Here is a 22,637-nt window from a genome sequence, read left to right as displayed (position 1 = left end):
AGCCCTACGCGACCACGACTGATCCACCGTTAAGGACAGAGAATGACTAAGCGCAGCAAGGCATATCAGCAGGCCGCCGAGCTGGTCGACCGCGCGCGGCTGTACGCGCCGCTGGAGGCCGTCGAGCTGGCCAAGAAGACCGCCAAGGTCAAGATGGACCCCACCGTCGAGGTGGCCCTGCGTCTGGGCGTCGACCCGCGCAAGGCCGACCAGATGGTCCGCGGGACCGTGAACCTGCCGCACGGCACTGGCAAGACCGTCCGGGTCATCGTGTTCGCCACCGGGGACAAGGCCGCCGAGGCCGAGGCCGCCGGCGCGGACGCGGTCGGCTCCGAAGACCTCATCGAGCGCATCCAGGGCGGCTGGCTCGACTTCGACGCGGCGATCGCCACCCCGGACCAGATGGCGAAGGTCGGCAAGATCGCGCGAGTCCTCGGGCCGCGCGGCCTCATGCCGAACCCGAAGACCGGCACCGTCACCCCGAACGTCACGAAGGCCGTCTCCGAGATCAAGGGCGGCAAGATCAGCTTCCGGGTGGACAAGCAGGCCAACCTGCACCTGATCATCGGCAAGGCCTCGTTCGACACCACGCAGCTGGTGGAGAACTACGCGGCCGCGCTGGACGAGATCCTGCGTGCCAAGCCGTCCACCTCCAAGGGCCGCTACGTCAAGAAGGTCACCTTCACGACGACGATGGGCCCGGGCATCCCGGTGGACCCGAGCTTGACCCGGAACCTCACCGAGGCTCCTGCCTGACGCGGACTTCCGCTGCGAGCGGGCCGTCCCCTTCCGGGGGGCGCCCCGCTTTCGCATTCTCAGGAGCAGGCGGCGGGTTCGTAGTTGTCGATCTGCCAGCCGCCGTTGGGCTGGCGGGACATGCTGAACTTCCCGAGCGGCGGGCCACCGGACACGCTCAGCGCGCAGGAGTCGACGACGGCCGTGCCCTCGCTCTCCTGGATGACGTCGTTGGTGAAGCGCGGGCTGCTGAACGAGTTCGGTTCGGTGACCTTCTCGTGCGCCGCGACCGCGGCGGCGGCGCAGTCGGCGGTCTGCGAGTAGTAGGCGAAGGCGCTCCCGCCTTCGGGGGTGAACAGGGCGCAGACCTGCTCCGGCTGGTGCGCGACGTAGCCGTAGAAGGCGCGGACGACGCGTTGTGGCGACGGCGGGGTGACGGGCGCGGCGTCCGGGGGAGCGCCGCCGGTCCCACCGCCTCCTCCGCCACCGCCGGTGACGCCACCGAGCAGCTTGGACAGCAGCCAGAACAGCAGCAGCACGACCAGCGCCACCGTCACGAGCAGGAACAGCAGCCTCCCGAGCAGCGGCCGCAGCAGCGACCACAGCAGGACCAGCGCCTTCTTCCACCACGGCCTGCCCTGCGGCTGGGGCGGCGCGGCGGGCGGGGGGGGCGGGGGGGGGGCCCCCCCGCCGGTGCCGTCCTGCCCGCGCTGCCACTCCTGGAACCGCTGGAACTCCAGGAACCGCTGGTACTGCTCGTACTGCCGGGCCTGCTCGTCGTCGGGTGCGGGCGCGCTCACCGGCGGGGTGCGCGGCGGATCCGGCACGAGTTCGGCGTCCACCACTTCGGGGGTCGCGTCCGGGCGGGGGGTTCGGTCGTCGCGGTGCGACTCGTTCGGGTCGGCCACGAATGACATCTTGCCGTGCCGGGCAAGGGTGGTGATCGTCCCGCGCCGCGGCGGTTGCGTCGGGCCGCCCACCTGCGGGGGTGCCGTCCGAGCTGCCGCGGGGGTGCAGTACTCTGGTCGCAGTTCCACCCAAGACCGCTGGTCTTTCCACGCGTCGCTCGCGATGCGCGGAAACGAAGGTCCCGTTGCGATGCGGGCGGCCCGCGCAGGAGGACGTGGCCGCACCTGAGCGCGCATGCGCGCCGGTGCTGAGTTTCCGCCCCGTGCCTGCTGCGCCGGGGCGTTTTTCGTCTCCTCGGGATCGTCAACCGGCTACGAATCCGCTTTCGCGGGATTCCGAGTCGATCGAAGAGAGGAGGCGACATGGCAAAGCCGGAGAAGGTCGACGCGGTCGAAGAGATCGCTTCGCGGTTCAACACCGCGACCACCACCGTGGTGACCGAGTACCGCGGGCTGTCCATGGCGCAGCTGGGGCAGCTGCGCACCGCCCTGGGCGAGGGCACGACCTACCGGGTCGCGAAGAACACGCTCGTCAAGCGGGCCGCCGAGCAGTCCGGGGTCGAAGGCCTCGACGACCTGTTCGTCGGCCCCACCGCGATCGCCTTCATCGAGGGCGAGCCGGTGGACGCGGCGAAGGCGCTCCGCGATTTCGCCAAGGACAACCAGGCCCTGGTGATCAAGGGCGGCTACATGGACGGCCGCGCGATCTCGGTTTCCGAGGTCGAGCGGATCGCCGACCTGGACTCGCGCGAGGTCACGCTGTCCAAGCTGGCCGGCGCGCTGAAGGGCAAGCTGAACCAGACCGCAGGCCTGTTCGCCGCTCCGGCGTCCCAGGTCGCGCGCCTGGCCGCCGCGCTGCAGGAGAAGAAGGGCGCCGAGTCGGACTCCTGATCCGTCCCGGCCCGGAACGCTGCGCGCGCGCCGGGATTCCGCCCGCACATCGCACCCGTTCGCCGAGGCGGACGCAGATCTGAAAGGAACGCCGTCATGGCCAAGCTGAGCAACGACGAGCTGCTGGACGTCTTCAAGGAAATGACGCTGCTGGAGCTCTCCGAGTTCGTGAAGCAGTTCGAGGAGACCTTCGACGTCACCGCCGCCGCCCCGGTCGCGGCCGTGGCCGCCCCGGCCGCCGGTGGCGCTGCCGCCGAGGTCGAGGAGCAGGACGAGTTCGACGTCGTCCTCGAGGACGCCGGCGACAAGAAGATCCAGGTCATCAAGGTCGTCCGCGAGGTCGTCTCCGGCCTGGGCCTGAAGGAGGCCAAGGAGCTCGTCGAGGGCGCCCCGAAGGCCCTCCTGGAGAAGGTCGACAAGGACAAGGCCAACGAGGCCAAGGCCAAGCTGGAGGAGTCCGGCGCCAAGATCACCCTGAAGTGATCTCCCGCCGGCCGGGCACCGCTCACGCGGTGTCACGGTCGGCATGCACTTCCGCCGCGAACCGGAATGCTCAGCGGAGGGCGCCGGGCGGTCCGCGAATCGATCGGATAACGATCGTCGCGGGAGATCCGTGCACTGGATCTCCCCGTCCGCCCGGCCCGCGTTGAAAAGATCATTCCGCGAGTGGCATGAGAAGGGGGGGACCCACCCCGGGTGCCCGCCTTTTTGCGGTCCGTGCACATTTCATTGATTTTTTCGGTCTGCGAAACCACAGATCCGGACAGTTCGGAACGATTTGCGCCGCGCTCTGGGAATCTAACTGAACTCGTGAGTAACCTGTGCGCGTCTCGCTCGTTGCATAGGTGTGACGCTCCTGACGTCGGTTAGTCGAGTCACATATGCGAGGCTCCCCGTTCGGGTGCGCTACTGCACTTGGCGGAGTGATGCCAGCGAGTAACGCGGCCAACGAAGGAACGCGGAGGTGCCGGATGGGTGTCGAGGTCAGGGTCGAGGGCTTGTCCAAGTCCTTCGGCGCGCAGACCATCTGGCGGGACGTGACGCTGACCCTGCCGACCGGCGAGATCAGCGTGCTGCTGGGTCCGTCGGGCACCGGCAAGTCGGTCTTCCTGAAGTCCTTGGTGGGGCTGCTGAAGCCGGAGCAGGGCAAGGTTCTGATCGACGGCGTCGACGTCTGCGACTGCGCGGAGAAGGACCTCTACGAGATCCGGAAGCTTTTCGGCGTGCTGTTCCAGGACGGCGCCTTGTTCGGCTCGATGAACCTCTACGACAACATCGCCTTCCCGCTGCGCGAGCACACCCGGAAGAACGAGTCCGAGGTGCGCCAGGTCGTGATGGAGAAGATGGAGATGGTCGGCCTGCTCGGTGCCGAGACCAAGCTGCCGGGCGAGATCTCCGGCGGCATGCGCAAGCGCGCCGGGCTCGCCAGGGCGCTGGTGCTCGATCCCGAGATCCTGCTGTTCGACGAGCCGGACTCCGGCCTGGACCCGGTGCGCACGGCCTACCTGAACCAGCTGATCGTGGACCTGAACGCGCAGATCGACGCGACCTGCCTGATCGTCACGCACGACATCAACACGGCCCGCACGGTGCCGGACAACATCGGGATGCTGTTCCGCCGCAACCTGGTGATGTACGGGCCGCGGGAGGTGCTGCTGACCTCGACGGAACCGGTGGTGGAGCAGTTCCTCAACGGCCGCAGGCAGGGTCCGATCGGGATGAGCGAGGAGAAGGACGCCGGCCAGGCGGCCGCCGAGCTCGCCGAGCTGCGCGGGGAGCAGGGCGTCCCGCACATCATGCCCCAGCTGGAGGCGACGCCGGGCCTGCCGGAGCGCACCGCGGTGCGGCGCAGGCAGGACCGGGTGATGGCGAACCTGGGTTCGCTGACCCCGTCGGCGCAGCAGGAGATCTTCAAGAGCCTCACCCCGCAGGAGCGGGAGCGCTACGGGATCCGCGAAGGAGCCCCGGCGACCGCGGGCGCGCGCAGCGGCACCCTGTCGCAGGGCGAGGTCGCGCAGGTACCGCAGCAGCCCGCCGCGGCCGCGCAGCAGGCTCCGCAGGGACCGGCCGAGCAGACGACGCCGAACCCGACGACGCCGAACCCCGCGACCCGGCACGCCGCCCCGCAGCAACCGGCGCCCGCCCCGCAGGGCAGGCCGCAGCAGACCCCGGGTTCGCACGGACCCGCCCAACCCGGACACGGGGCGCGCCCTTCGCCGCGGCCCCGCCCGCGCGGGGAACCGCCGCTGCAGTCCGGTTTCCAGCCCGATGACGAACCGGTGAGCGCGCGCCGCCGCTGGTTCGGACGCCGCAAAGGTGGTGAGCAGTGAGCGCACCGCCCACGCGATCGCGGGCGAGCAGCGCACGATCATTCCCGGGATCGGGAGCATTGCGCGAGACGGGCCGGTTGTTCGCACTGGGACTGGACGTGGTCCGGTCCATCCCGAGCCGGCCGTTCCAGTTCCGTGAGTTCATCCAGCAGTGCTGGTTCATCGCCAGCGTGACCATCCTGCCCACCGCGCTGGTGGCGATCCCGTTCGGCGCGGTCATCGCGCTGCAGCTGGGTTCGCTGACCCGCCAGATCGGCGCCCAGTCGTTCACCGGTGGCGCGAGCGTGCTGGCGATCATCCAGCAGGCCAGCCCGATCGTGACGGCGCTGCTGATCGCCGGTGCCGGTGGTTCGGCGATCTGCGCCGACCTCGGCTCGCGGAAGATCCGCGACGAGATCGACGCGATGGAGGTGCTCGGCGTCTCCGTGGTGCAGCGGCTGGTGGTGCCGCGGGTGCTGGCGGCGATCCTGGTGGCGGTGCTGCTCAACGGCATGGTCAGCGTCGTCGGCGTGCTCGGCGGCTACTTCTTCAACGTGATCATGCAGGGCGGTACGCCCGGCGCCTACATGGCGAGCTTCAACGCGCTGGCGCAGCTGCCGGACGTGTGGATCAGCGAGCTCAAGGCCTTGATCTTCGGTTTCCTGGCGGGCGTGGTCGCGGCCTACCGCGGGTTGAACCCGCCGCCCGGGCCGAAGGGCGTGGGCGACGCGGTGAACCAGGCCGTGGTGATCACCTTCCTGCTGCTGTTCGCGGTGAACTTCATTCTGACCACGATCTACCTGCAGGTCGTGCCGCCCAAGGGGATGTGAGCGGGCATGACGACGATGACGCAGCGCGTGAAGAGCGTGGCTCGACGGCCACTTCAGATGCTCGACGATCTGGGCGACCAGATGTCGTTCTACCTGCGGACGCTGGGCTGGATCCCGAAGTCCGTCACCCGCTACGCCAAGGAGACGCTGCGGCTGCTGACCGAGGTCAGCTTCGGTAGCGGGGCGCTCGCGGTGATCGGCGGCACGGTCGGCGTGATGATCGGCATGACGCTGTTCACCGGCACCGTGGTGGGCCTGCAGGGCTACGCGGCGCTGAACCAGCTGGGCACCTCGGCGTTCGCCGGGTTCGTCTCGGCCTACTTCAACACCCGCGAGATCGCGCCGCTGGTCGCCGGGCTGGCGCTGTCGGCGACGGTCGGGTCCGGGTTCACCGCGCAGCTCGGCGCGATGCGGATCTCCGACGAGATCGACGCGCTGGAGGTCATGGGCGTGCCGAGCCTGCCGTACCTGGTGACGACCCGGGTGATGGCCGGGTTCGTGGCGGTGGTGCCGCTGTACGTGCTGGGGCTGCTCACCTCGTACCTGGCGGCGCGGACGGTGACGGTGCAGCTGTACGGGCAGTCGGCGGGCACCTACGACCACTACTTCAACCTGTTCCTCCCACCGGAGGACGTGCTGTGGTCCTTCGGGAAGGTGCTGGTCTTCAGCGTCGTGGTGATCATGACGCACTGCTACTACGGCTACCGGGCCAGCGGCGGTCCGGCGGGCGTCGGCGTCGCGGTGGGGCGCGCGGTGCGCACCGCGATCGTGACGACGGCCCTGCTCGACTTCTTCCTCAGCCTCGCGATCTGGGGCACCACGACGACGGTTCGGATCACGGGATGAGTACTCGCACGGCACTGCTCACGGTGCGGCGCAGGCTGCTCGGCCTGGCGCTGCTGATGGTCATCGTGCTGTTCCTGGCGTTCTCGATCGCCACCTACCAGCGGGCCTTCGAGTCCACTGTGAACGTGGTGCTGAAGGCGGCGTCCACCGGGAACCAGCTGATGCCGGACTCGGACGTCAAAGCCCGCGGCATGATCATCGGCCGGGTCTCCGAGGTGCGGCCTGTCGACGGCGGTGCGGAGTTGCACTTGGCGTTGGAGCCGGAGAAGGCGCGGTTGTTGCCGTCGAACGTGTCGGCGCGGTTGTTGCCGCGGACGTTGTTCGGGGAGCGGTACGTGTCGTTGGACGTGCCGGAGCGGGCGTCGTCGGTGCGGTTGGCTTCGGGTGATGTGATCTCGCAGGATCGGACGCGGGCGTCGGTGGAGTTGGAGACGGTGCTGGCGGACACGATGCCGGTGCTGGAGGCGATCCACCCGGACGATCTGGCGGTGACGTTGAATTCGTTGAGCCAGGCGTTGGACGGTCGTGGTGAGTCGATCGGGGACACGATCTCGCGGTTGAACGAGTACGTGGCGGGGTTGAACCCGTCGGTGCCGCAGTTGCAGGAGAACCTGCGGCAGCTGGTCGGGGTGGCGGAGACCTACGAGCAGGCGGCGCCGGACGTGCTGGCGGCGCTGGGTGATCTGTCGCAGACCTCGCGGACGTTGGTGGACCAGCAGGAGAACCTGCGCAGACTCACCTCCCAGCTGACGACCACGTCGAACGACGCCACCGGGTTCCTCGAAGCCAACGGCGACGACCTGATCCGGCTCGGCGAGTCGGCGCGGCCCACCGCGGACGTGTTCGCGAAGTACTCCCCGGCGTTCCCCTGCTTCCTCAAGGGCATGGCCGACTACGTGCCGCTGATCGACCAGGCGTTCGGCGTGGGCACGGAGGAACCGGGCCTGCACATCACGCTGGAGATCGTGCCGAACCGCGGCAAGTACGTCCCGAACCAGGACGAGCCGGTGTACGGCGACAAGCGCGGCCCGCGCTGCTACGACTTCGTGAACGGCCCCAAGCCCTTCCCGCAGTACCCGCCGGACGGCCCGCTCAACGACGGTTCGGTGCCGCCGCCGGCGTCCCGCACCGGCAACGACGGCCTGCTGCCCAGCGGCGGTGCTCCCGCGAGCACCACGCCGCAGGCGGCGCCCGCCTCCGACGACCTCGGAGTGCAGAACTCGCCGGCCGAACGGGACATGGTCTCGACGGTGCTGGCACCCACGATCGGTGAGCCCGCCCAGAACGTGCCCGGCTGGGGTTCGCTGCTGGTGGGCCCGGTCCTGCGCGGAGCGGAGGTGAGCTACCGGTGAACGCGCGCGGCGTCTTCGGCCCCCTGGTCAAGTTCGGCATCTTCGTGCTCGTCACGTTGCTGGCGACCGGGGTCCTGGTGATCACCATCGCGAACAACGACCTGCGGTCCGCGGAGAACTACAAGGCCCGGTTTACCGACGCGACCGCCCTCAACGTGGGCGACGAGGTCCGCATCTCCGGCGTCAAGGTCGGCCAGGTCGAGGACGTGCAGGTGGTGGACCGGCGGACCGCCGAGGTCGAGTTCAGCGTCTCGGAGCGCAAGCTGCCCAAGTCGGTCCGGGCGACGATCAAGTACCGGAACCTGGTGGGGCAGCGCTACGTGGCGCTGGAGCAGGGCGCGGGCGCGCCGAACGACTACCTGCCCGCGGGCGGCACCATCCCGCTCGCCCAGACCAAACCGGCGCTGGACCTCACGGTGCTGCTCGGCGGGTTCAAACCGCTGTTCCAGGCGCTGTCGCCGGACGACGTGAACAAGTTGTCCTACGAGATCATCCAGGTCCTGCAGGGCGAGGGCGGCACGGTGCAGAGCCTGCTGTCGCACACCGCGTCGCTGACCTCCACGCTCGCCGCGAAGGACCAGGTGATCGGCGAGGTCGTCACCAACCTGAACAACGTGCTCGGCACCGTCAACGCCCGCGACGACCAGCTGTCCGGCCTGATCGTGCAGCTCCAGCAGGTCGTGTCCGGGCTGTCCGAGGACCGCGAGTCCATCGGGGACGCGGTGGGCGCGCTGGACGGGCTCACCAACACCACCGCCGGCCTGCTGACCGAGGCGCGACCGCCGCTGCAGCAGGACATCGCCGGGCTCGGCGAGCTGTCCAAGAACCTCAACGACAACGAGGACATCACCGAGCGGACCCTCCAGAACATGCCCGACAAGCTGGAGACGATCACGCGCACCGGTACGCACGGCGCCTGGTTCAACTTCTTCCTGTGCGGGCTGTCCGGGAAGGTCGGCATCGGCGACGTCAACATCCCGCTGCCGCTGATGCCCGTGACCCAGCCGAGGTGCCAAGGATGACGTCTTTCCAGAAACGCGATCCGCTGAAGATCGGCATCGCCGGCCTGCTGGTGCTGCTGATCGGGTTCGTCATCGCGATGAACTTCGAGCGGCTGCCGCTGATCAGCGGCACCAGCTACCAGGCGAACTTCAGCGAGGCCGCCGGGCTGATGCCGGACAACGAGGTCCGGGTGGCCGGGGTGAAGGTCGGCACCGTCAGCTCCGTCGAGCTCGAAGGCGACCACGTGGCCGTCTCGTTCCGGGTCAAGGACACCTGGATCGGGAACAACACCACCGCCGCCATCAAGATCAAGACCTTGCTGGGGCAGAAGTACCTGGCGCTGGATCCGCGCGGTGACCGCGAGCAGTCCGGTTCGGACCCGATCCCGCTGAACCGGACCATGGCTCCCTACGACGTGATCGAGGCGTTCAGCGGCCTGCAGCGCACCGTCGGCAGCATCGACACCGAGCAGCTCGCCGAGAGCTTCCAGACGCTGTCCGACACGTTCTCCGACACCCCCGACGACGTGCGCGGCGCGCTCAACGGGCTGTCCGCGCTGTCGCAGACCATCTCCTCCCGCGACCAGCAGCTCAAGGAGCTGCTGGCGAACACCGCGAACGTCTCCCGCACCGTCGCCGACCGCAACGCCGAGTTCGAGAAGCTGCTCGCCGACGGGAACCTGCTGCTGCAGGAGGTCCGCGAGCGGCGCGACCAGATCAGCTCGCTGCTCGACGGCACCCGGGCCCTCTCCGCCCAGCTGAGCGGACTCGTCGACGACAACCAGGCGCAGCTCGGACCGACCCTGGCCCAGCTGGACAAGGTCACCAAGATGCTGCAGCGCAACCAGGACAACCTCGACCGCAGCATCGAGGCGTTCGGCCCGTTCACCCGGGTGTTCTCGAACGTGCTCGGCACCGGCCGCTGGTTCGACACCTACATCTGCGGTCTGCTGCCGCCCAGCGTCGGCCCGATCAACCCGGAGGGCTGCAAGCCATGAGCACCCGGAAACCACCCCTCACCAGCATGATCGCGATCGCCTGCGCGGTGGCGCTGCTGGCCACCGGTGCCGTGTGGTGGCTGTTCTACGGGGCGAACGAGAAGCGCGTCACCGCCTACTTCTCCGCCGCGGTCGGCGTCTACCCCGGTGGGGACGTGCGGATGCTCGGCGTCCCGATGGGCACCGTCGACCAGGTCGAACCGCACGGGCAGACCGTGAAGGTCACCATGTCGCTGGACCGCGACGTGGACGTGCCCGCCGAGGTGAACGCGGTGCTCGTCTCGCCGAGCGTCGTCAGCGACCGGTACGTGCAGCTCGCCCCGGTCTACAAGGGAGGGCCGAAGCTAGCCGACGGCGCCGTCATCCCGAAGGAGCGCACCGCCACCCCCGTCGAGCTCGACGAGGTGTACCGCAGCCTCAACGACATCACCGCGGCGCTCGGGCCGGACGGCGCGAACAAGGACGGGGCGCTGACCCGGCTGCTCGACACCGGTGCCGCCAACCTCGACGGCAACGGCCAGGCGCTCGCCGACACGCTGCAGCACCTCGGCCAGGCGGGCAGCACGCTCTCCGGCAGCAGCAAGGACCTGTTCGCCACCGTCGACAACCTGCAGCGGTTCACCACCATGCTCAACGACAACGACGAGCAGGTGCGCCGGTTCAACACCCAGATGCAGGACGTCAGCTCGTTGCTGGCGGGGGAGCGGGAGGACCTCGGCGCGTCCTTCGCCGAACTCGCCGTCGCGCTCGGCAAGGTCGAGCAGTTCGTGCGGGAGAACCGCGGGCAGCTCAAGTCCAACGTGGACCAGCTCAACGGCGTCGCCCAAGTGCTGGTGAACCAGAAGGCGGCCCTGTCCGAATCGCTGCGGGACGCGCCGCTGGCGCTGGGCAACCTGCAGAACTCCTACAACGCCGCCTCCGGGACCCTCGACACCCGCGCGGTCATCAACGAGCTGAACGAGCCGCCGCTGGTGGGGGTGTGCAAGCTCGTCCGCCAGCCCACCGCCGGAACCCCGCTGCAACTGCCGGACAACGTGCTCGACGCGTGCAACGCGATCCAGCCGGTGCTGGACGGGATCCTGCCGTTCACCAGCATCGCCGACCTGCTCTCGCAGGCGCAGGGCAACCCGCCCGCGCAGCAGAACGGCGCGGCCACCGGCGACCCGGCGCTGCCGCTCGGCGGCGTCGGCACCCCGCTCGTCACCGGAGGTGGCCAGTGATCGGCCGTGCAACCCCGGCCGGCCGTGCCGGGAAGGTCCTCGCCCTCGCCACCAGCGCGCTCGTGCTGGTGAGCGGCTGCGGGTTCACCGGCGTCTCCGGCTTACCCCTGCCCGGTGGCGCCGACCTCGGCGACAAGCCCTACCGGGTGAAGGTGCGCTTCGACGACGTGCTCGACCTGGTGCCCAACGCCGGGGTGCGGGTCAACGACGTGCCCGTCGGGCGGGTCAGCACGATCGGGCTCGCCGACGGCTCCTGGGACGCCGAAGCCGTTCTGGAGGTCAACCGGGACGTGAAGCTGCCCGGCAACGCCATCGCCCGGCTCCGCCAGTCCAGCCTGCTCGGCGAGAAGTACGTCGAACTCGCCGCGCCGCCCGCACCGGAAGCACCGCAGGGCCGGCTCATCAACGGCGACGTGATCAGTCTGGACCGCAGCGGCCGCAACCCCGAGGTCGAAGAAGTCCTCGGTGCGCTGTCCCTGCTGCTCAACGGCGGCGGCGTCGCCCAGCTGCAGAACATCACCCGCGAGCTCAACACCGCCCTCGACGGGCGGGAGGCCGACGCCCGCAGCCTGCTCGGAAACCTCGACGAACTCGTCGCCGGGCTCGACGCGCAGCGCGACGACATCACCCGCGCGCTGGACAGCGTCAACCGGCTCTCCGCCAGCCTCGACGCGCAGCGCGGCAACATCGACACCGCGCTGCGCGACCTCGAACCCGGGCTGAAGGTGCTCAACGACCAGCGGACCCAGCTGGTCACCATGCTGCAGTCGCTGGACGAGCTCTCCGGGGTCGCCACCGACGTGGTCAACCGCAGCCAGGACGACCTGGTGCACAACCTGCAGGCGCTGCAGCCGACGCTCGCGCAGCTCGAAGCCGCGGGCGACGACCTGCCGAAGTCCTTCGAGATCCTGCTGACCTACCCGTTCACCGACGGCGCCGTGCAGGGCATCAAGGGCGACTACACCAACCTGTACATCGACGCGGACCTCAACCTCACCAACATCCTCGGCAACATCGGCCGCTCCCGGCAGCCGCTGGTCCAGCTGCCCGGCGCCCCGCCGCTGCCGCTGCAACCGCAGCCCCAGCCCGGCACCACGGCCCCGCAGCCGCCCCCGGAGACGTCCACCGAGCCGAGCACCGAACCGGACGAGAAGGACGGCGGGCTGCTCGACTTCCTGTTCGGAGGCGATGACTGATGCTCACGCGCAAAACCCGCCTGCAGGTCATCGCGTTCGTGGTGATCGCGTTCGTCGGCATCGGTTACGCGGGCGCCCGCTACGCCGGGCTGGACCGGCTGCTCGGCCCCCGCGGCTACGTGGTGACCATGAACCTCGCCGATTCCGGCGGCATCTTCGACAACGCCGAGGTCACCTACCGGGGCGTGCCCATCGGACGCGTCGGGGAGATGAAGCTGACCTCCGACGGCATCGAAGTGCCCTTGGACATCGACGCGGGCCACGACCGCATCCCGCGGGACGTGGACGCCGTCGTCACCAACCGGTCCGCCGTCGGCGAGCAGTACGTCGACCTGCGGCCCCGGACCGGCTCCGGGCCGTACCTGAAGGACGGGTCGGTCATCGAGCGGCAGGCCACCAGCACGCCGCTGCCGGTCGAAGAGCTCATGACCAACCTGGACGACTTCTCCAAGTCGGTGCCCCCGGACTCGCTGCGGACCGTCGTCGACGAGCTCGGCACCGCGTTCCGCAACAACGGCGGCAACCTGCAGCGGGTGCTCGACACCACGCGCGAGTTCACCACCGAAGCTCAGCAGCACCTGCCGCAGACCCGGAAGCTGCTGGAGGACGGCACCACCGTGCTCGCCACCCAGAACGAGCAGGGCTCCGCGATCCGCTCCTACAGCTCCGACCTGCGGTTGCTGGCCGAGCAGCTGCGCAGCTCCGACCCGGACATCCGCAACCTGATCAAGCAGGCGCCGCCCGCCGCGCGCCAGGTCAGCGGGCTGCTCAACGAGACCGGGCCGCAGCTCGGCACCCTGGTGCGGAACCTCACCAGCACCACCGACCTGCTCGCCGCGAACACCGACGGGATCGAGCAGCTGCTGGTCACCTACCCGATGGTCTCCGCTGGCGGCTACAGCGTGGTGCCCGGCGACGGCACCGCCCACTTCGGGCTGGCGCTGAACATCTTCGACCCGCTGCCGTGCACGGCCGGTTACGAAGCGACCCAGAAGCGTGCGGGCAACGACCTGGCGCCGACACCGCTGAACACTGATGCACACTGTGCGGAGCCGCCGGGCAGCCCGATCAACGTGCGCGGCGCTCAGAACGCCCCCGGACAGTGAGCCAGCCCGACGGCACCGCGAAACGAGGTGAGCCGATGACCGAGAACGCGGCCGAACCCGGCCCGGAGACCGAGAACCGCCCGACCGCGAGACGACCGTGGCCCGTGCTGGTCTCGGGAATCGCGCTGGCCGTCGCCGTGGTGGCCGCCCTGGTCACCGGCATCACCTGGGCCGTCGCCGCCAGCAACGGCAACGCCGCCTACGCGGCCGAACGGGACGACGCGCTGCAGGCGGGCACCCAGGCGATCATCAACTTCAACACGCTGGACTTCCGCGACGTGCAGCCCGGGCTCGACCTGTGGGAGCGGTCCTCCACCGGCCCGCTGCACGAGGACGTGGTGCGCGGGCGGCAGCAGTACGCCGACAGCATCACGCAGGCCAAGACGGTCACCAAGGCGGAAGTCCTCTCCGCCGGGCTCACCGAGCTCAACGACCGCGCGGGCAAGGCCCGCATGATCGCGGTGGTGAAGGTGACCGTCACCCCGGAAGGCCAGCAGCCCGCCGAGAAGCGCAGCCGGTACCAGGCCGAACTGACCCGCGAGGGCCAGGACTGGAAGCTCAGCGTCCTCGGCCCCGTCGCGGTCGGCTGATCCCCCGAGCAAGCCGCCGAACCCGTACGCACTAGGAGTGGTTCCCGTGCCCCATCCCCGTCGTCCCGGATCGACGTCGCGGCGGCGCGTCGCCGGTCAGCGCAACCGCACCGGTTCGCAGAACTCCGGTTCGCGGATCGGGTTGAACCGGCCGGAGGAGGAGGCGACGCCGGCGGGTGCCGAATCGTCCGATGTGGACGGTTCGACGTCCGGTGGACGGGAGTCCGCCGCGGAGGCCGGGCGGGAGGCCGCCGGTGACCGGGCTGCTGCGGTCGAGCAGGACGGTGCCGACGACCAGGATTCCGTTGCTGCTGACCAGGAATCCGGTGCCGCCGACGAGGAGACCGCTCGGTCCGCGTCCTCCACGGCCGCCTCGGAGGGCGAGCCCGCAGGCACCGGCGACGCCCTCGAACCGGACGATTCCGGGGAAGCGGACTCCGACGGGACCGAGCAGCGCTTCCACGCCGTCGCCGACCTGCCCGCCGACGACCGGACCGGCACCGAACCCGCCGACCCGTCCGGCGCGGCCGAGCCCGGAGCGGACCAGCCCACCGATGAGCACGGCGGCGCCGACGCCGAGCGGAGCCGGAACACCGGGCTCGTCGCCGCCCTGCTCGCGGTGACCGTCGTGCTCGCCGGACTCGCGACCTGGTTCGGCGTCGAGGCCTACGGCGCGTTCTACGGCAATCGGGCGCTCGCCGACCAGGCAGGCACCAGCGAGGTGAACGGGCAGATCACCGACGGCGTCGAGAAGATCTTCTCCTACGACTTCGCCGACACCGGCAAGACCGAGCGCGCGGCGAAGGACCTGCTCGTCGGCCGCGCCGTCGGTGAGTACGAGCAGCTGTTCACCACCGTCAAGCAGCAGGCGCCCATCCAGAAGCTGGTCGTCACCACCACGGTCAAGGCCAGCAGCGTCACCCGGTTGGAAGGCGACCGCGCCGAGGTGCTGCTGTTCGTGGACCAGAACGCCACCCGCACCGACATCGGCGGCGAACCGTCGGTCGGGCCCGCGCAGGTCGTCATCAGCGCGGAGCGGCACGGCGACCAGTGGAAGATCGCGAACATCAGCCAGCACTGACCGCCCGCGGCGAGCGCCCCGCACCGGTGCGCTCGCCGATCTGGGCTGGCCGCCGGTCTGGGCTAGCGCGATCAGGGCCCGACGTGCAGGTGCGCCGACCAGCGCGACGGCATGTCCGGGAACTCGGCGCGCAGCCGCCGGGCCACGTCGTGCAGGGCGTGCGAGGAACGGCCGGTGTCGAACTCCTCCGCGCCGAACACCGCCTCGTAGACCTCCGAGTGCACCTCCAGCGCGCACTCCTCGTCGACCTCCCACAACGAGCCGATGACGTGCGCGAAGCCCGCGAAGCCCAGGGCCGTCGCCAGCGGCACCGCCGCCGCCGACGGGGCGTCCACGAAGGTCGAGCAGCGGCCCAGGTAGCCGAACTCCGTCTGGTGCAGGCCCAGCTGGCCCATCTCGACCAGCCCCAGCCCCCGCTGCGGCGGTTCCCGGTCCAGCACCAGTCCGGCCGCGGGCTGCGCCGGGTACTGGGCGCTCGGTTCGCACACGTGCACCCACGCCGCGCCGGGCAGCAGCTGCTGCAGCTCCGTGGCCGACGTCGTCGCCGGGGACAGCACCTCCGCGTCCGGCCAGTAACGGGCGAGGATCTGGTTCTCCCTGGGCAGCTCCCGCGCGCCCGGCTCCAGCGAGTCCGCCGCCACCAGCGCCCGGCCCTGGTCCGGGACCGGCCGGTGCCGGGTCTCGTTCAACGCGCCCAGCGTCGGGGCGTACGAGGACACCACCCGGTCCAGGGTGCTCGCCCCGTCCCGCGCCGCGGCCGCGTGCAGCGGCAGGAAGCCCAGCGGCCCCAGCACGCACCACCACAGCCGCGGCCAGCGCTGGCCCTCCGCCGGCGGCTGCACGTATCCCATCCGGTCCAGCACCGGGCGGGTGACGTTGTGCCACGCCCAGTCCAGCGCCTCCAGCAGCGCGCGCTGATCGCGCTGGTCGGTCACGCCTAACCCGGCCCTGGCCTGCTCGGCGGCCGCCTCCGGGCCCGCGCCCGGCAGCGGGACGGTCAGCACCCGGCCCGCGACCAGCACCAGCGCGTCCGAGCGGTACCGGCTCAGGTTGACCAGCACCACCGAGCCCTCCTCGCCCTCCCCGGCGAGGTCGGCGAACGGGCGCAACCGCAGGTGGTTCGCGTGCGCCGGATCGGAGCGCACCTCGCGCAGCAGGTCTTCCCATGCGTCGACCAGCCGGGCGCGCAGCGCGCCGCCCTCCGCCGGGTCGGTGAGCGCGGGCTCGCCCGGTGGCCGGTCCAGCAGCCGGCGAAGCCGGACGGCTTCGTCGGCGAGCTCCGGGTGGTCGCGGTGCAGCGCACCGAGCTCGCCGCCCGCGGGCAGGAAGTCCGACAGCAGCGCGGCGTGGCCGTGTTCCAGCAGCTCCACGGCGCGCTCCGGTTCGCCGTTCTCCACCGCGCACGCGGCCGCGTCCGCGGCGATCCGCGCCCACCGCTGCTGCATCGCGGGGGCGGCCACCGCCCGCTTCGCCCGGGTGACCAGCGGCAGCAGTTCCACCGCCGTGGTGAATGACTCCACCGCCTCCGACCAGCGCTGGGCACCCGCGGCGAGCCTGCCGTTCAGGCTCGCGGCCCGCAGCCGCTGATCGGCGGGTGCGGACGGCTGCGCGGCGGCCTCGGCGAGCACCCGCCGCGCCCAGCGGTAGAACCGGCGCCTGCCGGTGCGCTGGTGCAGCGACTGCAGGGCCCGGCCCAGGTGGGTGGCCACGGCGGCCCGCTCCGGCGCGTCGGCGGACATCGCCTCCAGCGCGCGGTCGAACCACTCCACGGCGGCTTCCAACTCGCCGGTGCGGGTGGTGCGGCGGAACCGGTGCGCGGCGATCACGCCGAGCTGCGCCCACGCCAGGTGCTGCGGGGTCTCGGGCGCGGTGGCCGCTTGGTCGCACACCTGCTTGGCGCGGTCCAGGTCGTCCTCGTCCGCGGTGTTCTCGTAGCGGGTCAGCAGGGTCAGCGCCAGCGAGTGCAGCACCTTGCCGTCCAGCGATCCCTCGGCCGACGCCTCCCCGGCGGCGACCGCGGTGTCGAGCGCGTCGGCCTCCGCGCCGTGCAGGAAGTGCCTGCGCAGCAAGGCCCCGTAGCCGGCGAGCGCGAACGACCGCTCGGGGTCCTCGGCCGCCATGCCGCGGGCGCTCACCGCGTAGGCGCGCAACGTGCGGCGCAGCGGGCCCGGCTCGCCGGTGCTGTCCACGTGCTCGGCGGTCGATTCGGCCAGCAGCACCAGAGCGCGCCCGAGCAGCGGGTGCCCGGGGCTGAGCACGCCCAGCACGCCGATCAGCTCGCCGATGCCCGCCTCCAGGTCGGCGAGGTCCCCGGCCTGCTCGAAGCGCAGCCGCAACGCGCTGGCCAGGTGGCACAGCGCTCCCCGGCGCGCCTCCCCGTCGGCCAGCCCGTCGGCCCCGCGCCGCAGGTGCGTGATGCCTTCGTCCAGGTCCTGCGCCGAGCCGTTGCGCTGGTAGCGGCGCAGCAGCGCGGCACCCAGGTTGATCCGCAGCTCCGCGGCCTCGGTGCCCCCGCCGCGGGAGGCCGCCCGCGCCGCCTCCCGGAACACGTCGATCGACTCGTCGTCCGAGCGGGGGTCGCCCGCGAGGCGCGCGTGCGTCTTCAATGCGTTCGCCAGCCGGACCAGGGTCATGATCCGCCGCGGATCGCGCCGCGGCGTCTGCTCGGTGGCCAGCCGGGCCGCGCGCACCGATTCCGCGGCGTGCGCGGGGTCCTCCCCGGTGACGGCGAGCTCGGTCAGCGCCAGCGCCAGGTTGCACTGGTAGAGCACCAGGTCGGGGTCGTCCTGGTGCGCGCCGGTCGAGGCGTCCCGGTAGTAGCCGACCGCGTCCTCCAGGTCCTCGACCTGCTTGCTCTGCAAGTACCGCAGCTGGGCGGCGCTGCCGAGGTTGTTCAGCACGCCCGCGCGCGCCGGATCGCGGTCGTCGAGCACGCCCGCGGTCGCGCGGAACACCTCGGTCACCCAGGGCAGCTGCTCGAAGTCGAGGGTGGAGATGACGGCGTTCATCGCGGTGATGGCGTCGGCGTACCGCTGCTGCGGGCTGGGGCGGTCCTGCGCGGTCGCTCGGGCGGTGTCCGCGGGGGCGCCGGGCCGGGCCTGGCCGCCGGAGCGGTCCGCCGCGGCCTGGCCCTCCGCGGAGCTGAACCACGACGCTCCGGCATCGGCGCGCTGCTGATCCCCGGTCGAACGCGCTCGCCCGTCGGCGAGTTCGTCCGGCCGACCCGCATCGTCATTCATCCCGATTCTCCTGTGGCATGCTCACACGACTACCAGCGTCGCGGCGTCGCGGGGCGTTTCACCGTACCGATGTTCACCGGTACCGAATAGCCCGTGCGTTCGCTGCGGGGAGTCGAGGACCGGTGCACCCGCTCCGTGCACGAACCGCGACCCCCTGCGAGGTCAGCCGGGCGGCGTTTCCCGGCCGCACTCCCCGCTGGAACACCTGGGCGGAGGCCTGCGGCGTGAGATGGCCGACAACGCCGGCGGCTTTCTGGATCATAGGCGAACCGGGGTGCTCCCCGGTGGCGGAAACCGGTGAATCCGAGTGCTGTGCGCGATCGGAGCGGTCGGTTCCGGCGGGCGCCGACCCTGGCGGAAAGTCGCCTGAACTACCACTCGGTGAAGCCTTGACCAGGCGGAACGGGCCTGTTGGCGATCACGTGTAGTGATCGTGTCTTGCGCCACGAGGGTGATCGGAGCGTGATCTCTTGACTGTCGGCGGCGGCGGGTTCACTCTGGTTCCCAACACGGGCAGGGCCTCGCGAGGTGCGGCTCCGCAGACGACTTCCGGGACGGTTCGTCGGCGGGCCCCTCGACAGGTGGCGTCGTAGCGTCTAGACTGCTACTTTGCGCTGCCCTCTTTCCGCCCTCCCCATGACGGGATCTAGGATCGTGGGCGCCATTGCACCCTTGACAGTCGTGTTAGCTGGTTGCCAACGCCTCCTGACGCGGCTGTAGCCAGTTCAGAGTCCCGGAAGGACGCATCTTGGCAGTCTCCCGCGCGACCAAGGTCTCTGCAGCTTCCAACTACACGTCGGGGATCGCTGGGGCACCCAGGCGGGTCTCGTTCGCGAACATCCGCGAACCGTTGGAAGTACCTGATCTGCTCGATCTGCAGGTCCAGTCCTTCGAATGGCTTGTCGGCGACGAGGCCTGGTTCCAGCGCCGGGTCGACGCCGGCGACGAAAGCCCTGTCGGTGGCCTGGAAGAAGTCCTCAGCGAGATCTCCCCGATCGAGGACTTCTCCGGATCGATGTCCCTGTCCTTCACGGATCCGCGCTTCGACGAGGTCAAGGCCTCGGTTGACGAGTGCAAGGACAAGGACATGACCTACGCGGCCCCGCTGTTCGTCACGGCGGAGTTCACCAACCACACCACTGGCGAGATCAAGAGCCAGACGGTGTTCATGGGTGACTTCCCGGTCATGACCGACAAGGGCACCTTCATCATCAACGGCACCGAGCGCGTCGTGGTGTCCCAGCTCGTGCGCTCGCCCGGCGTCTACTTCGACAGCTCGGTCGACAAGACGACGGACAAGGACGTCTACAGCGTCAAGATCATTCCCAGCCGCGGTGCGTGGCTGGAGTTCGACGTCGACAAGCGCGACACCGTCGGTGTCCGCATCGACCGCAAGCGCCGCCAGCCGGTGACGGTGCTGCTGAAGGCCCTGGGCTGGAGCGCGGAGGCGATCCGCGAGCGGTTCGGCTTCTCCGAGACGCTGATGGCGACGCTGGAGAAGGACCACACCGCCGGTCAGGACGAGGCGCTGCTCGACATCTACCGCAAGCTGCGCCCGGGCGAACCGCCGACCAAGGAGAGCGCGCAGACCCTCCTGGAGAACCTGTTCTTCAAGGAGAAGCGCTACGACCTGGCCCGCGTCGGCCGCTACAAGGTCAACAAGAAGCTGGGCCTGGAGCTGCCGTTCGACTCCGGCGTCCTCACCGAGGACGACATCGTCACCACCATCGAGTACCTGGTCCGCCTGCACGCGGGCGAGACCTCGATGGGCGAGGGCGACCTGGAGGTGCCGGTCGAGGTCGACGACATCGACCACTTCGGCAACCGCCGCCTGCGCACCGTCGGCGAGCTGATCCAGAACCAGGTCCGCGTCGGCCTGTCCCGCATGGAGCGCGTCGTCCGCGAGCGGATGACCACCCAGGACGTCGAGGCGATCACGCCGCAGACGCTGATCAACATCCGTCCCGTGGTGGCGGCGATCCGCGAGTTCTTCGGCACCTCGCAGCTGTCGCAGTTCATGGACCAGACCAACCCGATCGCGGGCCTGACGCACAAGCGTCGGCTCTCCGCGCTCGGTCCGGGCGGTCTGTCCCGGGAGCGCGCGGGCATGGAGGTCCGCGACGTCCACCCCTCGCACTACGGCCGCATGTGCCCGATCGAGACGCCGGAAGGCCCGAACATCGGCCTGATCGGCTCGCTGGCCACGTTCGCGCGGGTCAACCCGTTCGGCTTCATCGAGACGCCGTACCGCAAGGTCGTCGACGGCCGGGTCACCGACCAGATCGACTACCTGACCGCCGACGAAGAGGACCGCTACGTCAAGGCGCAGGCCAACGCGCCGATCGACGACGACGGCGTGTTCCTCGACGACCGCGTGCTGGGTCGCCGGAAGGGCGGCGAGGTCGAGCTCCTCGCCCCGACCGAGATCGACTACATGGACGTCTCGCCGCGGCAGATGGTCTCCGCCGCGACCGCGATGATCCCGTTCCTCGAGCACGACGACGCGAACCGCGCGCTGATGGGCGCGAACATGCAGCGCCAGGCGGTGCCGCTGCTGCGCAGCGAGTCCCCGCTGGTCGGCACCGGCATGGAGCTCCGCGCCGCCGTCGACGCCGGTGACGTGGTGACCGCCGACAAGGCCGGTGTGATCGAGGAGATCTGCGCCGACTACGTGACGGTGATGGCCGACGACGGCACCCGGCACACCTACCGGCTGCAGAAGTTCAACCGCTCGAACCACGGCACCTGCACCAACCAGAAGCCGATCGTGAACGAAGGCGATCGCGTCGAGGTCGGTCAGGTCATCGCGGACGGGCCGTGCACCCAGAACGGCGAGATGGCGCTGGGCAAGAACCTGCGCGTGGCCATCATGCCGTGGGAGGGGCACAACTACGAAGACGCGATCATCCTGTCCCAGCGCCTGGTGCAGGACGACGTGCTCACCTCGATCCACATCGAGGAGCACGAGGTCGACGCCCGCGACACCAAGCTCGGTGCCGAGGAGATCACCCGGGACATCCCGAACGTCTCCGAGGACGTGCTGGCCGACCTCGACGAGCGCGGCATCATCCGCATCGGTGCCGAGGTGCAGGGCGGCGACATCCTGGTCGGCAAGGTCACGCCGAAGGGCGAGACCGAGCTGACCCCGGAGGAGCGGCTGCTGCGCGCGATCTTCGGCGAGAAGGCCCGCGAAGTCCGCGACACCTCGCTGAAGGTGCCGCACGGCGAGACCGGCAAGGTCATCGGCGTCCGCGTCTTCAACCGCGACGAGGACGACGAGCTGCCCCCGGGCGTCAACGAGCTGGTCCGCGTCTACGTGGCGCAGAAGCGCAAGATCCAGGACGGCGACAAGCTCGCCGGCCGGCACGGCAACAAGGGCGTCATCGGCAAGATCCTGCCGATCGAGGACATGCCGTTCACCGAGGACGGCACCCCGGTCGACATCATCCTGAACACCCACGGTGTGCCGCGACGGATGAACATCGGTCAGGTGCTGGAGACCCACCTCGGGTGGATCGCCTCGCAGGGCTGGTCCATCGACGGCGACCCGGACTGGGCCAAGCGCCTGCCCGCGGACCTCTACGAGGTGGAGGCCGGCACCAACACCGCCAGCCCCGTCTTCGACGGTGCCCGCGAGGAGGAGATCACCGGCCTGCTCGGCTCCACCCTGCCGAACCGCGACGGTGAGCGGATGGTCAAGGCCAACGGCAAGGCGCAGCTGTTCGACGGCCGCAGCGGGGAGCCGTACCCGTACCCGGTGGCCCTCGGCTACATGTACATCCTGAAGCTGTCGCACCTGGTGGACGACAAGATCCACGCCCGGTCGACCGGCCCGTACTCGATGATCACCCAGCAGCCGCTGGGCGGTAAGGCGCAGTTCGGTGGTCAGCGCTTCGGTGAGATGGAGTGCTGGGCCATGCAGGCCTACGGTGCCGCGTACACCCTGCAGGAGCTGCTGACGATCAAGTCCGACGACGTCATCGGCCGCGTGAAGGTGTACGAGGCGATCGTCAAGGGCGAGAACATCCCGGACCCGGGTATCCCGGAGTCGTTCAAGGTGCTCCTCAAGGAGCTGCAGTCGCTGTGCTTGAACGTGGAGGTGCTCTCCACGGACGGTGCTGCCATCGAGATGCGCGACGGAGACGACGAGGACCTGGAGCGTGCCGCGGCGAACCTCGGCATCAACCTGTCCCGGAACGAGTCCCCCTCGGTGGACGACGTCGTTCAGTGACCTCGCCGCGGGGGGGGGGGGGGGGGGGGGGGGGGGGGGGGGGGGGGGGGCGGGCCCCCCCCCCGGCCCGCCGCCAGGCGCCGCCGCCCGGGGGGGGGGGGGCG

General features: G+C 70.3%; 17 protein-coding genes. 15 read left to right on the top strand and 2 right to left on the bottom strand.

Annotated elements, in window-relative coordinates; genetic code table 11:
* The first annotated feature begins 42 nt into the window (after positions 1 to 42).
* Positions 43 to 756, top strand: coding sequence for a 50S ribosomal protein L1 (gene rplA, locus LCD33_RS02600; RefSeq protein WP_224956901.1), 714 nt, complete (start codon positions 43 to 45; stop codon positions 754 to 756).
* A 59-nt stretch (positions 757 to 815) separates the two neighbouring features.
* Here rplA and LCD33_RS02595 read toward each other — a convergent pair whose 3' ends face one another.
* Positions 816 to 1,643, bottom strand: a complete 828-nt coding sequence (locus tag LCD33_RS02595) for a hypothetical protein (RefSeq protein ID WP_374228403.1) — start codon at positions 1,641 to 1,643, stop codon at positions 816 to 818.
* A 363-nt stretch (positions 1,644 to 2,006) separates the two neighbouring features.
* On the opposite strand from LCD33_RS02595, the gene rplJ reads away from it, so the two are divergent.
* From rplJ to LCD33_RS02530, 13 genes are all read left to right on the top strand, one after another.
* Positions 2,007 to 2,534 (top strand): 50S ribosomal protein L10, encoded by a 528-nt coding sequence (gene rplJ / locus LCD33_RS02590; RefSeq protein ID WP_224956899.1) that lies wholly within the window; start codon positions 2,007 to 2,009, stop codon positions 2,532 to 2,534.
* Between the two features lie 96 nt (positions 2,535 to 2,630).
* Complete coding sequence (gene rplL, locus LCD33_RS02585) at positions 2,631 to 3,017, top strand: 50S ribosomal protein L7/L12 (protein ID WP_224956898.1); 387 nt, start codon at positions 2,631 to 2,633, stop codon at positions 3,015 to 3,017.
* 488 nt (positions 3,018 to 3,505) lie between these two features.
* Positions 3,506 to 4,864: an ABC transporter ATP-binding protein gene (locus tag LCD33_RS02580; RefSeq protein WP_224977473.1), complete on the top strand. Its 1,359-nt coding sequence runs from the start codon at positions 3,506 to 3,508 to the stop codon at positions 4,862 to 4,864.
* Positions 4,865 to 4,923: 59 nt separating this feature from the next.
* Positions 4,924 to 5,673: an ABC transporter permease gene (locus tag LCD33_RS02575; protein WP_224956703.1), complete on the top strand. Its 750-nt coding sequence runs from the start codon at positions 4,924 to 4,926 to the stop codon at positions 5,671 to 5,673.
* Between the two features lie 15 nt (positions 5,674 to 5,688).
* Positions 5,689 to 6,519: an MlaE family ABC transporter permease gene (locus LCD33_RS02570; protein WP_373690092.1), complete on the top strand. Its 831-nt coding sequence runs from the start codon at positions 5,689 to 5,691 to the stop codon at positions 6,517 to 6,519.
* Positions 6,516 to 7,871 (top strand): MCE family protein, encoded by a 1,356-nt coding sequence (locus LCD33_RS02565; RefSeq protein WP_224967149.1) that lies wholly within the window; start codon positions 6,516 to 6,518, stop codon positions 7,869 to 7,871. The genes LCD33_RS02570 and LCD33_RS02565 overlap by 4 nt, the downstream gene beginning before the upstream one ends.
* Positions 7,868 to 8,893, top strand: coding sequence for an MCE family protein (locus LCD33_RS02560; RefSeq protein ID WP_224956697.1), 1,026 nt, complete (start codon positions 7,868 to 7,870; stop codon positions 8,891 to 8,893). Before LCD33_RS02565 ends, LCD33_RS02560 begins: the two co-directional genes overlap by 4 nt.
* Positions 8,890 to 9,870 (top strand): MCE family protein, encoded by a 981-nt coding sequence (locus LCD33_RS02555; protein WP_224967148.1) that lies wholly within the window; start codon positions 8,890 to 8,892, stop codon positions 9,868 to 9,870. Before LCD33_RS02560 ends, LCD33_RS02555 begins: the two co-directional genes overlap by 4 nt.
* Positions 9,867 to 11,090 (top strand): MCE family protein, encoded by a 1,224-nt coding sequence (locus LCD33_RS02550; protein WP_224956693.1) that lies wholly within the window; start codon positions 9,867 to 9,869, stop codon positions 11,088 to 11,090. Before LCD33_RS02555 ends, LCD33_RS02550 begins: the two co-directional genes overlap by 4 nt.
* The gene (locus LCD33_RS02545) at positions 11,090 to 12,286 is read left to right on the top strand and encodes an MCE family protein (RefSeq protein WP_374228405.1); all 1,197 of its coding nucleotides are present in this window, start codon (positions 11,090 to 11,092) and stop codon (positions 12,284 to 12,286) included. Before LCD33_RS02550 ends, LCD33_RS02545 begins: the two co-directional genes overlap by 1 nt.
* Positions 12,286 to 13,392: an MlaD family protein gene (locus LCD33_RS02540; RefSeq protein ID WP_224956691.1), complete on the top strand. Its 1,107-nt coding sequence runs from the start codon at positions 12,286 to 12,288 to the stop codon at positions 13,390 to 13,392. Before LCD33_RS02545 ends, LCD33_RS02540 begins: the two co-directional genes overlap by 1 nt.
* Positions 13,393 to 13,427: 35 nt before the next feature.
* Positions 13,428 to 13,982 carry a hypothetical protein gene (locus LCD33_RS02535; RefSeq protein ID WP_224956690.1) on the top strand — a complete coding sequence of 185 codons (555 nt, stop codon included), beginning with the start codon at positions 13,428 to 13,430 and terminating at the stop codon, positions 13,980 to 13,982.
* Positions 13,983 to 14,028: 46 nt separating this feature from the next.
* Complete coding sequence (locus tag LCD33_RS02530) at positions 14,029 to 15,063, top strand: hypothetical protein (protein ID WP_224977471.1); 1,035 nt, start codon at positions 14,029 to 14,031, stop codon at positions 15,061 to 15,063.
* A 71-nt stretch (positions 15,064 to 15,134) separates the two neighbouring features.
* Here the strand turns inward: LCD33_RS02530 and LCD33_RS02525 are convergent, their stop codons facing one another.
* On the bottom strand, positions 15,135 to 18,302 hold the full coding sequence (locus LCD33_RS02525) for a CHAT domain-containing protein (protein ID WP_224967145.1): 3,168 nt from the start codon (positions 18,300 to 18,302) through the stop codon (positions 15,135 to 15,137).
* Positions 18,303 to 19,050: 748 nt separating this feature from the next.
* Here LCD33_RS02525 and rpoB point away from each other — a divergent pair.
* Positions 19,051 to 22,533 (top strand): DNA-directed RNA polymerase subunit beta, encoded by a 3,483-nt coding sequence (gene rpoB, locus LCD33_RS02520; RefSeq protein WP_224956687.1) that lies wholly within the window; start codon positions 19,051 to 19,053, stop codon positions 22,531 to 22,533.
* Positions 22,534 to 22,637: the final 104 nt, after the last annotated feature.

The organism is Saccharopolyspora sp. 7B (genome assembly GCF_020177435.1).
In the GTDB taxonomy this organism is placed as follows: domain Bacteria; phylum Actinomycetota; class Actinomycetes; order Mycobacteriales; family Pseudonocardiaceae; genus Saccharopolyspora_C; species Saccharopolyspora_C gregorii.
Note: the sequence above shows the minus strand (reverse complement) of the source record. Positions and strands in the feature narration are given on the sequence as shown.